The following is a 13,086-nucleotide window of genomic DNA, read 5'->3' on the forward strand; positions in this document are numbered from 1 at the left end:
GAGAGAAGCCCATGACCCGCCCGTCCTTCCGTCGAGCCGGCCGCAGAGGTCGGCCGAGGATCCTGCTGGCCGTCGCACTGATGGCCGCAACCCTTGGAGCCTGCATGTCCAGCACCACCCCCGGAAAGAACGACCCGCTGCCCGTGAAGTCCCGGCAGGAGGCCCTGGACTGGGCGCGGCAGCTCATGGGCCACGTCACGCAGTCGGCCGGCATCCGAATCAACGACGAGCCGGAGGAGATCGGGTTCAACCCGTGCGTCGGCAAGAACGGGGAGTCCGCGCCCGACGACCGCTACACGCTCCTGTACTTCGTCCACAGCGACGTCGCGGGCATCGCCCGGCACAACGAGGTCGTCCGCAGCGCCCGTGACCTACTGGCGGGAGAAGGGCTGACGATCACCGAATTCCGGGAGGCGACGGCCGAGAAGCCGTTCGCCGCACTCGGTGCCCGCCACCCCGCGAGCCGGTACTACGCCACGGTCGACAGCACCAGCGACAAGCGCATGGCGCTGAGCGTCACCACCCCCTGCCTGATGCCTCCCTCCGCTTCGCCGAACCCCGGCTAGGCCGGGGCCAGGAGGGTGCGGCCGAGCCAGTCGGTGGGGTCCTGGGCGCCGGGGAGGACGTAGAAGTAGCCGCCGCCGGTGGGGCGGAGGAAGCGGGCGAGGGGTTCGTCGATCAGGCGGGTCTGGACGGTCTCGAACTGGCGGGCGATGTCGCGCTGGTAGCAGCAGAAGGCGAGGCCGAGCTCGGGGACGCCGCCCGCGTCGAGGCCCCGGTCGTAGTTGAAGGCGCGGCGCAGGATGCGGTCGGCGCGGGTGGCGTCGGTGCGGGGGTTGGCGAGGCGGATGTGGGAGTCGAGGGCGATCACGGCGCCGTTCGGGTCCTGGGTGTAGTCGGGGGTGTCGCCCTCCTTGGTGCGGCCGAGCGGGGCGCCGTCGGACTTGCGGCGGCCGATGATCCGCTCCTGCTCGCGCAGGGGCAGTTCGTCCCACGGGACGACCAGGGTGCGGATCGCGCGGATCACCTGGTAGGTGCCGCCGACGGCCCAGGCCGGTCCACCGGCGTCGGCGCCGACCCAGACCAGGGCGTCCATCTGCGGGGCGGAGCCGGTGTCGGGGTTCTGGATGCCGTCCTTGAAGCCGAGCAGGTTGCGGGCGGCGCCGGCGGGGCGGGCGCGGTTCTGGTAGCCGTCGAGCTGCCAGCGCGGGCTGAGCGACTTGCTGGTGGCGCGCAGCAGGTCGCGGATCGCGTGCTGGACGGTGTCCCGGCTGGTGGCGCAGACCTGGAGGGAGAGGTCGCCGTGGCACTCGGCGGGGCGCAGGCCGTCGTTGGGGAAGGCGCGCATCGCGGTGAGCCCGGCGGGGCGGGCGTCGGCGAGGCCGTAGCGGGCGTCGAAGAGGGAGGCGCCGACGCCGACGGTGACGGTGAGGTCGTCGGTGGGGAGGGCGGCGGGGCCGAGGGTGCCGCTGTCGGCGGGCGCGGCGCCGGGGCTGAGGTCGGGCGGGGTGCCGCCGTCGGTGAGGAAGCGGATCCGGTCGGTCAGGGTGCGCAGCAGGGCGGCCAGTGCGGCGCGGTCGTTGACGTGGACGTCGAGGGCGAGGAACGTGCCGTAGCCGGGCGGCGGGTTGAGGATGCCGGCCTGGTGGACGCCGTGGAAGGGGATCCGCCCGGCGGTGGCGGCGGGTGCGGCCGCGGCGGGGCCCGGGGTGCCGAGGGCGAGGGCTCCGGCGGCTCCGGCGCCGAGCGCGGTGCGGACGAAGCTGCGGCGCGAGGAGGCGGGGGCGCCCGGCTCGCTCGTGTACTGACCGGTCAACGGCGGGCCTTCCGGGGCGGCGGAGCACGGGGGCGGGCGGGCCCGGAGCCGGGCCGCTGATCATGGGCCCGACGCTAGCAACGCCCGCGTCGCCCCGCCTCCGCTCGCCTCCGGAAGGAGGAGGCCCGGCCCGGCAGGCCCGGCCCAGCAGGTCCGGCTCAGGAGACCCGACTCAGGAGACCGGGCGGGAGTCCGCCCAGATGCCCTCGAACTCCTCGCGGTAGACCTCCAGCAGTCCGGGGTCGGTGCCGCCGGGCTCCTGGCCGGCGCCGCCGCGCAGGACCAGGGCGGGCGATTCCATGCCCCGGGCGCGGCGCAGGTACGGCTGGACGACACCGAGGTCGCGGACCTGCCGCCGGCCGCCGGGGGCGGTCGCTCCCGCCGGCGTGCCCTCGACCAGGTAGGCGGTGAACCTCGGGGTCTCGTCGAACACCCGGATCTCGAAGCCGCCCTGGTCGCGCAGCGCGGCCCGGACCCGGCGGACGTGCAGGATGTTCATCTGGATGGAGCGGCCCAGCTCGCCGCGTCCGAGCCCGAGTTCGCGCTCGCGGCGGCGGACGGCGCTGCTGGCCGGGTTGAGGAAGAGCAGCCGGACCCGGCAGCCCTCGGTGGCGAGCCGGACCAGCCGCTTGCCGGTGTAGTTCTGGCAGAGCATGCCGAGGCCGATGCCGAGCGCGTCGAGCCGCCGGGCGCCGTCGAGGAGGTCCTCGACCGGCAGGTCCCGCTGCAGCCGGACCCGGTCGGGGTGGACGGCGACGACGTCCGCGTAGCGGCCGGCGACCAGGGACTCGACCACGTCCGCGGGCACCGCCCCGGTGCCGCCGTCGAGCAGGGCCAGCAGCCGGGCGGCGGCCCGTTCGGCCTGGGCGAGGACGGTCGGGGTGAGGACGCGGTTGCGGGAGACGACGTGCCGGGCGACCTCCAGCTCGTCGAGGGCCAGCTCGATCTCCCGGCGGTCGGCCAGGTACGGCTCGAAGCAGGGCCAGTGCTGGACCATCAGTTCGCGCAGCTGCGGCAGGGTGAGGAAGACCAGCGGGTCGTCGTCGGCCGGGTCGAGCAGGTAGCCCTTGCGGCGGCTGACCTCGCGGACGGCGCCGGCCCGGTGGGCCCACTCCTCGCCGGCCGGTCCGGCCGCGGCGGTGACCCAGTCCTCGCCGTGGGCGGGCGCGTAGATCGGGTGCAGCACCTCGTCGACGAGCGAGCGGAGCCGCTGCTCGACCAGGTTGAGCCAGACGTAGGCGCGGCCGGAGAGCCTGACCCGCTGGTAGGCGTCCTCCCACTCGGCGCCGGACCAGGCGAGCGCGGGGACCTCGACCGGCCCGCCCTGGGCGGGGACGAGCGAGCGCCCGCCGGTCAGGGCGGGGCGCATGACCACCGTCGGCGCCTCGCTGCGGGCGCCGCCACGGTCGGGGCCGCCGGGCCCACCGCCACGACCGCCGGCGGGGAACACCATGCGCACCTCACCTGGTTCCTGTCGTGAGCGCCGGCCGGGGCCGCTCGGAGCTGTCTGCCTGTCTGTCTGCCTGCCGTCCGACCGGTCGGACGGCCGCGCACCGAACGGCCCGAGGACCGGACGGCGCACCTCCGACGCACCGCCGGTTCGCCGACGGTTCGCCTGATGGATCGCCATGAGTCCCGAACAGCCGGACGATCAAGGGTACTGCCCGCCGCGAACCGCCCGCAGCCGGTTGGGGCACGGCGGCGGCCGGGCCGACGGGACACCCCAACCGTCTCATCCGCCCCGCCCACCACGAAAGCCCCGCGACCGACGCCTCGACGGGCCCGCGGCGCCCCGTCGGCCGCCCCCGACGGCCCCCGACGACGCGCGCGGACACCCGTTCGGGCGAATACGGCACAAATGGCCCCGCCGTCGGGGGAAGCGTCGGGGAGTATGCGGACTGTGCCGCCGTGTGCCGTGGGTCACGGTGCCCGAGCGGCGCATGCCCGGCCGCGAGGCCGGGAAGAGAGTGCCTCCGAGGTCCGGGCCCGACCATCGGACTCCACGTCAGTTCTCCTTCTACGCAAGGAAGTCGAGGAACCATGCAGGTCTGGCCAGGGACCTCCTACCCCCTCGGTGCCACCTACGACGGGGCCGGCACCAACTTCGCCGTGTTCTCGGAGAGCGCCGACCGGATCGAGCTCTGCCTGCTCGACGAGGACGGTTCGGAGTCCTCCGTCGAACTGCGCGAGACCGACGCCTTCGTCCGGCACGCCTACCTCCCGGGCGTCCAGCCGGGCCAGCGCTACGGATTCCGCGTCCACGGCCCCTACAACCCGGGCCTCGGCCAGCGGCACAACAGCGCCAAGCTGCTGCTGGACCCGTACGCCAAGGCGATGAGCGGGCACATCGACTGGGACGAGTCGGTCTACGGCTACCACTTCGGCGCCCCCGAGCGCCGCAACGACCTCGACTCGGCCCCGCACACCATGCACTCGGTGGTGATCAACCCGTACTTCGACTGGGGCACCGACCGGCCGCCCCGCACCGACTACCACCGCACGGTGCTCTACGAGGCCCATGTGAAGGGCCTGACCAAACTGCACCCGGGCATCCCCGAGGAGATCCGCGGCACCTACGCGGGTGTCGCCCACCCGGCCGTGATCGAGCACCTCGCCAAACTCGGCGTCACCGCGATCGAGCTGATGCCGGTGCACCAGTTCGTCCGCGACCACCGGCTGCGGGACCTCGGGCTGGCCAACTACTGGGGCTACAACACCGTCGGCTTCTTCGCCCCGCACTCCTCCTACTCCTCCACCGGCGACCGGGGCCAGCAGGTGCAGGAGTTCAAGTCGATGGTGAAGGCCCTGCACGCGGCCGGCATCGAGGTCATCCTCGACGTGGTCTACAACCACACCGCCGAGGGCAACCACCTGGGCCCGACGCTCTCCATGCGCGGCCTCGACAACGTCTCCTACTACCGCCTCGCCCGCGACCAGCGGTTCTACGAGGACACCACCGGCACCGGCAACAGCCTGCTGATGCGCAGCCCGCACGTGCTCCAGCTGATCATGGACTCGCTGCGCTACTGGGTCACCGAGATGCACGTCGACGGCTTCCGCTTCGACCTCGCCGCCACCCTGGCCCGGCAGTTCCACGAGGTGGACCGGCTGTCCTCGTTCTTCGACCTGGTCCAGCAGGACCCGGTGGTCTCCCAGGCCAAGCTGATCGCCGAACCCTGGGACCTCGGCGAGGGCGGCTACCAGGTCGGCAACTTCCCGCCGCTGTGGACGGAGTGGAACGGCATGTACCGGGACACCGTCCGCGACCTGTGGCGCGGCGAGAACGCCACCCTCGCCGAGTTCGGCTCCCGGCTCACCGGCTCCTCCGACCTCTACCAGGACGACGGCCGCCGCCCGATCGCCTCGATCAACTTCGTCACCTGCCACGACGGCTTCACCCTGCGCGACCTGGTCTCCTACAACGAGAAGCACAACGAGGCCAACGGCGAGAACAACCGGGACGGCGAGTCCTTCAACCGCTCCTGGAACTGCGGCGTCGAGGGCCCCAGCGAGGACCCGGGCACCGAGGAGCTGCGGGCCCGCCAGCAGCGCAACTTCCTCGCCACCCTGATGCTCTCCCAGGGCGTGCCGATGCTCTCCCACGGCGACGAGTTCGGCCGCACCCAGCACGGCAACAACAACGCCTACTGCCAGGACAACCCGCTCACCTGGGTGCACTGGCCGGCCGGGGACGGGCCGGACGCCCGGCTGCTGGAGTTCACCCAGGGCATGGTCTGGCTGCGCCGCGACCACCCGGTGTTCCGGCGCCGCCGCTTCTTCCACGGCCGCCCGGTCCCGGGGCGGCACACCGGGGAGGACGGCGGGGCCGGCACGTACGAGGACCTCACCGACATCGCCTGGTTCACGCCCGCCGGGGAGGAGATGACCAAGCGCAACTGGGGTGCCAGCTACGCCAAGTCGCTCACCGTCTTCCTCAACGGCTACGCCATCTCGGAGCCGGACCGGCGCGGCGGGCGGATCGTCGACGACTCCTTCCTGCTGATGTTCAACGCGCACTTCGAGCCGCTGGAGTTCACCGTGCCGGCCGGGCACGGGCAGGAGTGGCAGCTCGTGGTGGACACCGCGCAGTCCCGGCTGCCCGCGCCGGGGACGGGCCCGGTGGTCAAGGCCGGGGACGCGCTCTGGCTCCCCGACCGCTCGCTGATGGTGCTGCAGCGTCCCGCCTGAGCAGCGGTACCCACGGTGCGCCGGTGCACCGGCACCCACGGTGCACCGGTGCGCCGACGGCCCTTGCGCATCCGCCGCCGCACGGGCCACCGTGGTCCCCGGGGAGGCCGGAGCCTGCCCGGGGACCACGGTGGACCGAGGGGCGGCGGGGCGATGGCGGGCGATCGGACGACCACGGCGGAGTTCCTGCTCGGGACGCTGCTCTCCGTCCCGGGCCGGGTCGCGGACGCGACGGTCCGGCGCCCGCCCCCGTACCGGTGGGTGCTCGCACGCACCCGCACCCCCGCGGCGGAGGCCGCCCGGGCCGCCGAACGCGCCCTGGTCGACGGGCTGGTCCAGCGGCTCGGCGCGGTCGACGGGATCACCTTCGTCGTCGCCCAGGTGGACGACCGCCGGGTCACCCCCGGGCTCGGGCTCGACCCGGGCCACCGCCTGGAGCTGGTCTGCCAGCTCGCCGCGACCGCCTACTTCGCCACCCCGCTGGACCCGCCGGAGCTGCTGCGCCGGATCGACGCGGCCGCCGTCGCCGACTGGCGCACCGGGGCGTACGTCGACCCCCGGCTGCCGCACCCGCCCGGCTCGGTCGCCGCCGCGCTGGCGTACTACCGCGACGGCGGCCGCCACCCGGACGGGTCGCCGCGCGAGCTCCCCGTACTGTCCGTGCCGGGAGCCCTGGGGGCGCGCCTGACCTGGGACGAGCCCGGCCGGACGCCGGTCGCGGAGCCCAGCCCGACCATGTTCAACAGCTCCTTCGCCCAGTACGCGGACGACCCGGCCGCCGCCGAGGCGGTGCGGGCCGCCCGGGCCGAGCACGGCCGGATCCTGTGCCTCGGCCGTTCCGGGGCGGGCGGACCGCAGCGCCCCGGCTACTTCACGGTGCCCCGGGGGTGGCGCCGCCGCGGCCACTGAGCGCCCGCGGCAGCCCGGCCCCCGCACCGCCCGCGGCAGGCCCCGCTCACCTGTTCGGTCCAGCAACGGGTCTTGCCCCCGCGCCCCGCCGGGTAGGCATGAGGCATGACCCACGCCGCCGAGCCCGCGCAGTCCCGCCCGGCCGCCGCCCCCGCCGCCGTGCCTTCGGCCAGCTACCGCCTCCAGCTCCAGCCCGGCTTCACCCTGCACGACGCCACCGCCGCCGTCCCGTACCTGGCCGCCCTCGGTGTCTCCCACCTGCACCTCTCCCCGCTGCTGGCCGCCGCGCCCGGCTCGACCCACGGCTACGACACCGTCGACCACGGCCGGATATCCGAGCAGCTCGGCGGCGAGGAGGCACTGCGGGCGCTGGCCGCCGAGGCGCACCGGCACCACCTGCGGCTGATCGCCGACGTGGTGCCCAACCACATGGCGGTCCCCGTCCCCGAGCACCTCAACCGGCCGCTCTGGGAGGTGCTGCGGGACGGCCCCGACTCGCCGTACGCGCACTGGTTCGACATCGACTGGACCGCCCAGCCCGGCCCGGTGGACGCCCCCGGACGCGGCCGGGTGCTGCTGCCCCTGCTCGGCGACCGGCTCGGCGCCGTCCTCGACCAGCTGGCCGTCGACGGCGACACCCTCCGCTACCACGACCACGTGCTGCCGCTGCGCCCCGGCACCGAGACGCTGCCGCTGCCCGAGCTGCTCGCCCGGCAGTGGTACCGCCCGGCCTGGTGGCGGCTGGCCCGCACCGAGCTGAACTACCGGCGGTTCTTCACCGTCAACGAGCTGATCGCCGTCCGGGTCGAGCGTCCCGAGGTGTTCGAGGCCACCCACGGCGTGCTGCTGCGGCTGCACCGCGAAGGCGTGCTGGACGGCTTCCGGATCGACCACCCGGACGGGCTCGCCGACCCGCGCGGCTACCTGGAGCGGCTGGCCGGGGCCACCGGCGGCGCCTACACGGTGGTGGAGAAGATCCTCACCGGCGACGAGCGGCTGCCCGCCGACTGGCCCTGCGCCGGGACCACCGGGTACGACGCGCTGCGCCGGATCGACGGCGTGCTCACCGACCACGCGGGCGCCTGCCGGCTGGCCGGGGCCTACGAGGCGTTCCTGACCGCCTCCCCCGACGGCCGCTCCGACCCGGACCACGGCGACCCCGACCCCGGTCAGCCGTGCGCCGACCCGCACCCGGCGCTGGCCGCCGCCCGGCGGGGGCGGGCCGACATGACCGGGCCCGGCGGCGAGCTGTCGGCCGAGGTGGAACGCCTGGTCCGGCTGGCCGTCCGGCTCGGCGCCGCCCACCCGGCGCACGCCGACCACCCGCCGGAGCGGCTGCGCGCCGCCCTGGGCCGGCTGCTGACCGGCTACCCCGCGTACCGCCCCTACGTCCGCCCCGGGGAGCCGCTGCCGGAGGTCTCCGCCGAGCAGCTGCGCGCCGCCCGCGCGGCCGACGAGGGGCCCACCGACGCCACCGACCGGTTCGTCGCCGAGCTCGCGGCGGGCGCGCTCGGGCGCGGGCCCGAGCAGGACGAGTTCGCCGTCCGGTTCGGGCAGACCGCCGCCGCGGTGGCCGCCAAGGGCGTCGAGGACACCGCCTTCTACCGCTGGAACGCGCTGTTGAGCCTCAACGAGGTCGGCGGCGAGCCCGCCCGGCCCGGGGTACGGCCGGAGGACTTCCACGCCTGGTGCCACTACGTCGAACGGCACTGGCCGCACACCATGACGGTGCTCTCCACCCACGACACCAAGCGCAGCGCCGACGCCCGGGCCCGGCTGGCGGTGCTGGCCGAGCAGCCCCGGGAGTGGGCCGCGGAGGCGGCGGCCTGGTCGACGGCGGCCGGGCGCGGCCCCGGCCACGTCTCCGACCGCGCTTTCGGTCCCTCCTCCGGTCACGGCCCGGGCCACGGCTCCGCTTCCGGCCCCGGCCACGACCCGGACAGCGACTGGCTGCTCTGGCAGACCCTGGTCGCCGGCTGGCCGCTCTCCCCGGACCGGCTGGTCGCCGCGGTGCTCAAGGCCGCCCGCGAGGCGAAGCTCCGCACCTCCTGGACCACCCAGGACGTCCGCTTCGAACGCGCCCTCGCCGACCGCGTCCAGGGTGTCTTCGGCAACCCCGGGCTGCTGCCCCGGATCGAGGGCTACGTGGCCGGGCTCGCCCCGTACGCCCGCTCCAACACGCTCGCCGCCACGCTGCTGCACCTCACCGTGCCCGGGGTGCCGGACCTCTACCAGGGCAGCGAGGAGCCGCTCTACACCCTGGTCGACCCGGACAACCGGCGCCCGGTCGACCTCGGCGCGCTCGCCGTGCGGCTCACCGACTCGCCGACCGCCCGCACCGGCGACCTGGCCCGGGAGAAGCTGCACCTCACCACCACCGCCCTGCACCTGCGCCGCACCCGGGAGTTGGGCGCCCACCGCCCGCTCACCGCCGTCGGCCCGGCCGCCGCCCACCTGCTCGCCTTCGGACGCGGCCCGGACGTCGTCACCGCCGTCACCAGGCTGCCGTACCGGCTCGCCCGCACCGGCGGCTGGCACGACACCGTGCTGCACCTGCCCGGCGGACGGGGCTGGACGGACGAACTGACGGACCGACACTTCCCGTCGGGCCCGGTCCCGGTGGGCGAACTGCTGGCCGACGACCGGCCGGTGGTCCTGCTGACCAGGAGGGGTACGTCATGAGGTACCGAGCCGGGAGGGGCGCGTCATGAGGCACCGAGCCGGGAGGGGCACGTCATGAGGCACCGGACCGGGAGGGGCACGTCATGAAGTACCAGGTCTGGGCCCCGAACGCCGCCGACCGGGTCGAGGTCGCGGTCGACGGCGCACACCACCCGCTGGCCCGGGACGCCGTCCGCGCCGGGTGGTGGCAGGGCGAGGCGCCCGCCGGGGACTACGCGTTCGTGCTGGACGGCGGGCGCCCGATGCCGGACCCGCGCTCGCCCCGGCAGCCGCACGGCCCGGACGGGCCCAGCCGGGCCGTCGACCATGCCGCGTTCAACTGGTCGCACACCGGCTGGCGCGGCCGGCCGCTGCCCGGCGCGGTGCTGTACGAGCTGCACATCGGCACCTTCACGGCCGCCGGCACCTTCGAGGCCGCCGCCGAACGGCTGGACCACCTGGTCGAGCTGGGCGTCGACTTCGTCGAGCTGATGCCCGTCTGCCCGTTCCCCGGCAAGCACGGCTGGGGGTACGACGGCGTGTCGCTGTGGGCCGTGCACGAGCCCTACGGCGGCCCCGAGGGCCTCAAGCGCTTCGTCGACGCCGCCCACCGCAAGGGCCTGGGCGTCGTCCTCGACGTGGTGCACAACCACCTCGGACCGGCCGGCAACTACCTGCCCGCCTTCGGCCCCTACTTCACCGACCGGCACCACACCCCGTGGGGGTCGGCGGTCAACCTGGACGCGCCCGGCTCCGACGAGGTGCGCGCCTATCTGATCGGCAGCGCGCTCGGCTGGCTGCGCGACTACCGGATCGACGGCCTGCGGCTGGACGCCGTGCACGCCCTGGCCGACGACCGGGCGGTGCACTTCCTGGAGGAACTCGCCACCGAGGTCGACCGGTTGGCGGTGGCGACCAACCGGCCGCTGTTCCTGGTCGCCGAGTCCGACCTGAACGACCCGCGCACCACCGGGCCCCGCGAGGCCGGCGGCCAGGGGCTCGCCGCCCAGTGGAGCGACGACTTCCACCACGCCCTGCACTGCGCCCTGACCGGTGAGTCCCAGGGCTACTACGGGGACTTCGCCGCCGCGCCGCTCGCCGCCGTGGCCCGGACCCTCACCCGGGGGTTCTTCCACGACGGCGGCTGGTCCTCGTTCCGCGGCCGCCACCACGGCCGCCCCTTCCCGCCCGCCCACGGCCACCGGCTGCTCGGCTACCTCCAGACCCACGACCAGGTGGGCAACCGGGCGCTCGGCGACCGGATCTCCACCGGCCTCGACCCCGGCCGGCTCGCCTGCGGGGCCGCGCTGGTGCTCACCTCGCCGTTCACCCCGATGCTGTTCATGGGCGAGGAGTGGGGCGCGGCCACGCCCTGGCAGTACTTCACCGACCACACCGACCCGAACCTCGCCGAGGCCGTCCGCCGGGGACGGCGCCGGGAGTTCGCCGAGCACGGCTGGGCGGCGGACTCGGTGCCGGACCCGCAGGAGCCGGCCACCGTGCTGCGCTCGGTGCTCGACTGGACCGAGCCGCGGCGCGAGCCGCACCGGGCACTGCTGGACTGGAGCCGGACGCTGATCCGGCTGCGGCGGGAGCACCCCGAGCTGACCGATCCCGATCTGGCCGCCGTCCGGGTCGAGTTCGACGAGGACGCCCGCTGGCTGGTGGTGCACCGGGGCCCGTTCCGGGTGGCGGTGAACCTGGGGACGGCGGCGGCCGCGGTGCCGGCGGCCGGAGAGGTGGTGGCCGCGTTCGGGGGGCACCGCCGCTCCGGGGACCGGCTGACCCTCGACCCGGACTCGGTCGCGGTGGTCCGCCGCTGACGGCCCCGCGCCGGCCGGTGGTCGCCGTCACCGCTCCGGACAGTCGTCAGCTCCGGGCAGCCGTCGCTACTTCAGGAAGCCGTCGATCCGCTCCCGCAGCCCGTGCGCGTCCAGTCCGTACGCCGCCAGGTGCTCGGGGATCGAGCCGTACTGCCGGTGCTCCGCCTGCGGCACCCCGAGGGCCAGCAGCCGGTGCGGCCGGTCGGCGAGCGCGTCGTGCGCCGCGTTGGCGGAGGTGCCGGCCAGGTACGGCTCGACCAGCACCACGTCCGCCCGCCGCTCGGTGGCGGCCCGCAGCGCGGCGCCGTCGAAGGGCCGGACGGTGGCCGCGTACAGCACGGTGACGTCCAGGTTGGCGGTGGCGGCGAGGACGGCGTCCAGCATCGGGCCGACCGCGACCACCGTGCCCCGGCCGCCCTCGCGGACCACCGTGAACCGGCCCGGCTCGACCTTCAGCGCCCGCTCGTTCTGGTGCGCGGACAGCCGGACGTACACCTTGCGGTCGCCGTCGGCCACCGCGTGCCGCAGCAGCCGCTCCGCCTCGTCCGGGTGGCCGGGCACGTGCACCGTCCAGTCGGCCAGGGTGTCCAGCAGGGCGACGTCGCCCGGAGACATGTGGGTGCGGCCGCCGGCCGGCCAGTCGTAGGAGCCGGCCGCGCTCACCAGCACCGCGCCGACGCCCTGGTGGTTGAGGTCCAGCTTGACCTGCTCGAACGGCCGCTCGATCAGGAAGCTGGCGAAGGTGTGGGCGATCGGCCGCATCCCGGTGAGCGCCAGTCCGGCGGTGGCACCGATCAGCAGCTGCTCGCGGATGCCGACGTTGACCAGCCGGTCCGGGTGCCGTCCGGCGGCCTGCTGGAAGCCGGCGGCGCTGATGTCCGCGAGGACGAGGGCGAGCCGGGGGTCCTCGTCCAGCAGTCCGGAAGTGACCTCGATGAAACGGTCGCGCATGGTGTCCATGGATGTTCGGGCCCTTTCCGACTCAGGAGTTCTTCGGTTCGACGCGGGCGACCACGACCCGGGGCCGGCCCGGGTGCGCGGCGGTGTACGCCGCGTGCAGGGCCTCGTGGTCGCGGCCGTCCACGGTCTCCGCCGACCAGCCCTCGGCGGCGAAGCGGGCCGCGATGCCGCCGCGCCAGCCGTGCGTGGCGGAGGAGTTGTCGATCACCAGGGCGTGCAGCCGGTCCAGGCCGTAGGCCCCGGCGAAGGCCACCGCCTCGTGGTTGGAGCCCTCGTCGAACTCCGCGTCGCCGAGCAGCACCCAGACCGCCGGGTCGTGCAGGCCCTGGGCGCGCAGGCCGAGCGCCGTGCCGACCCCGATCGGCAGCCCGTGCCCCAGCGAGCCCGAGCTGATCTCCACCCCGGGGACCAGCAGCCGGTCCGGGTGGTGCCCGAGCGGCGAGTCGTAGGCGCCGAAGCTGGACAGCACCTGCGGGTCGAGGAAGCCCTTGGCCGCCAGCACCGCGTAGTACGCCATCGGGCCGTGGCCCTTGGAGAGCAGGAAGCGGTCCCGGTCCTGGGCCTGCGCCGTCTCCGGGGTGACCCGCAGGACCCGGTCGTAGAGCACCCAGAGGGCGTCCAGGGTGGAGGTCGCGGCCGGGCCGTGCTTCTCGTCGCCGGTCATCAGCGCCATCAGGCCAGGCAGTTCGCCGAAACCGGAGGCAGGGGTTCGGGTGCGGTTCGTCATGC

The 13,086-nt window shown here is 75.0% G+C and carries 9 protein-coding genes; 5 read left to right on the forward strand and 4 right to left on the reverse strand.

Going from position 1 to position 13,086, the window contains the following annotated elements; all coding sequences use genetic code 11:
• Window positions 1-104 precede the first annotated feature (104 nt).
• Window positions 105-566, forward strand: coding sequence for a hypothetical protein (locus tag ACW14Y_RS12610; protein WP_456986780.1), 462 nt, complete (start codon window positions 105-107; stop codon window positions 564-566).
• Here the strand turns inward: ACW14Y_RS12610 and ACW14Y_RS12615 are convergent.
• Together ACW14Y_RS12615 and ACW14Y_RS12620 are read right to left on the reverse strand one after the other, a co-directional pair.
• Complete coding sequence (locus ACW14Y_RS12615) at window positions 563-1,816, reverse strand: Dyp-type peroxidase (protein ID WP_456986781.1); 1,254 nt, start codon at window positions 1,814-1,816, stop codon at window positions 563-565. The two genes, ACW14Y_RS12610 and ACW14Y_RS12615, sit on opposite strands and share 4 nt — an antisense overlap.
• 172 nt (window positions 1,817-1,988) lie before the next feature.
• Window positions 1,989-3,269, reverse strand: a complete 1,281-nt coding sequence (locus ACW14Y_RS12620) for an SAV2148 family HEPN domain-containing protein (protein WP_380307732.1) — start codon at window positions 3,267-3,269, stop codon at window positions 1,989-1,991.
• A 587-nt stretch (window positions 3,270-3,856) separates the two neighbouring features.
• Here ACW14Y_RS12620 and glgX point away from each other — a divergent pair.
• The 4 genes from glgX (at window position 3,857) to treZ (ending at window position 11,397) form a co-directional block, all read left to right on the forward strand.
• A complete protein-coding gene (glgX, locus tag ACW14Y_RS12625; protein ID WP_456986782.1) occupies window positions 3,857-6,004 on the forward strand; it encodes a glycogen debranching protein GlgX in 2,148 nt (715 codons plus the stop codon).
• A 153-nt stretch (window positions 6,005-6,157) separates the two neighbouring features.
• The gene (locus ACW14Y_RS12630; protein ID WP_456986783.1) at window positions 6,158-6,913 is read left to right on the forward strand and encodes a hypothetical protein; all 756 of its coding nucleotides are present in this window, start codon (window positions 6,158-6,160) and stop codon (window positions 6,911-6,913) included.
• Between the two features lie 105 nt (window positions 6,914-7,018).
• Entirely contained in the window at window positions 7,019-9,595 is a 2,577-nt protein-coding gene (locus ACW14Y_RS12635) for an alpha-amylase family glycosyl hydrolase (RefSeq protein WP_456986784.1), read from the forward strand.
• An 83-nt stretch (window positions 9,596-9,678) separates the two neighbouring features.
• A complete protein-coding gene (treZ, locus tag ACW14Y_RS12640) occupies window positions 9,679-11,397 on the forward strand; it encodes a malto-oligosyltrehalose trehalohydrolase (RefSeq protein ID WP_380436890.1) in 1,719 nt (572 codons plus the stop codon).
• Between the two features lie 66 nt (window positions 11,398-11,463).
• Here the strand turns inward: treZ and ACW14Y_RS12645 are convergent, their stop codons facing one another.
• Together ACW14Y_RS12645 and ACW14Y_RS12650 are read right to left on the reverse strand one after the other, a co-directional pair.
• The gene (locus tag ACW14Y_RS12645) at window positions 11,464-12,357 is read right to left on the reverse strand and encodes a transketolase family protein (protein WP_380304797.1); all 894 of its coding nucleotides are present in this window, start codon (window positions 12,355-12,357) and stop codon (window positions 11,464-11,466) included.
• Window positions 12,358-12,379: 22 nt separating this feature from the next.
• Window positions 12,380-13,084, reverse strand: a complete 705-nt coding sequence (locus tag ACW14Y_RS12650) for a transketolase (protein ID WP_380436894.1) — start codon at window positions 13,082-13,084, stop codon at window positions 12,380-12,382.
• Between the last annotated feature and the right edge of the window lie 2 nt (window positions 13,085-13,086).

The sequence above is a fragment of the Kitasatospora sp. cg17-2 genome (assembly GCF_054031055.1).

Excerpts from the sequence above, each read along its gene's own strand:
- glgX (WP_456986782.1), top strand. The coding sequence starts at position 3,857 with ATGCAGGTCTGGCCAGGGACCTCCTACCCCCTCGGTGCCACCTACGAC.
- ACW14Y_RS12610 (WP_456986780.1), top strand. The coding sequence starts at position 105 with ATGTCCAGCACCACCCCCGGAAAGAACGACCCGCTGCCCGTGAAGTCC.
- ACW14Y_RS12635 (WP_456986784.1), top strand. The coding sequence starts at position 7,019 with ATGACCCACGCCGCCGAGCCCGCGCAGTCCCGCCCGGCCGCCGCCCCC.
- treZ (WP_380436890.1), top strand. The coding sequence starts at position 9,679 with ATGAAGTACCAGGTCTGGGCCCCGAACGCCGCCGACCGGGTCGAGGTC.
- ACW14Y_RS12645 (WP_380304797.1), bottom strand. The coding sequence starts at position 12,357 with ATGGACACCATGCGCGACCGTTTCATCGAGGTCACTTCCGGACTGCTG.
- ACW14Y_RS12630 (WP_456986783.1), top strand. The coding sequence starts at position 6,158 with ATGGCGGGCGATCGGACGACCACGGCGGAGTTCCTGCTCGGGACGCTG.
- ACW14Y_RS12620 (WP_380307732.1), bottom strand. The coding sequence starts at position 3,269 with ATGGTGTTCCCCGCCGGCGGTCGTGGCGGTGGGCCCGGCGGCCCCGAC.
- ACW14Y_RS12650 (WP_380436894.1), bottom strand. The coding sequence starts at position 13,084 with ATGACGAACCGCACCCGAACCCCTGCCTCCGGTTTCGGCGAACTGCCT.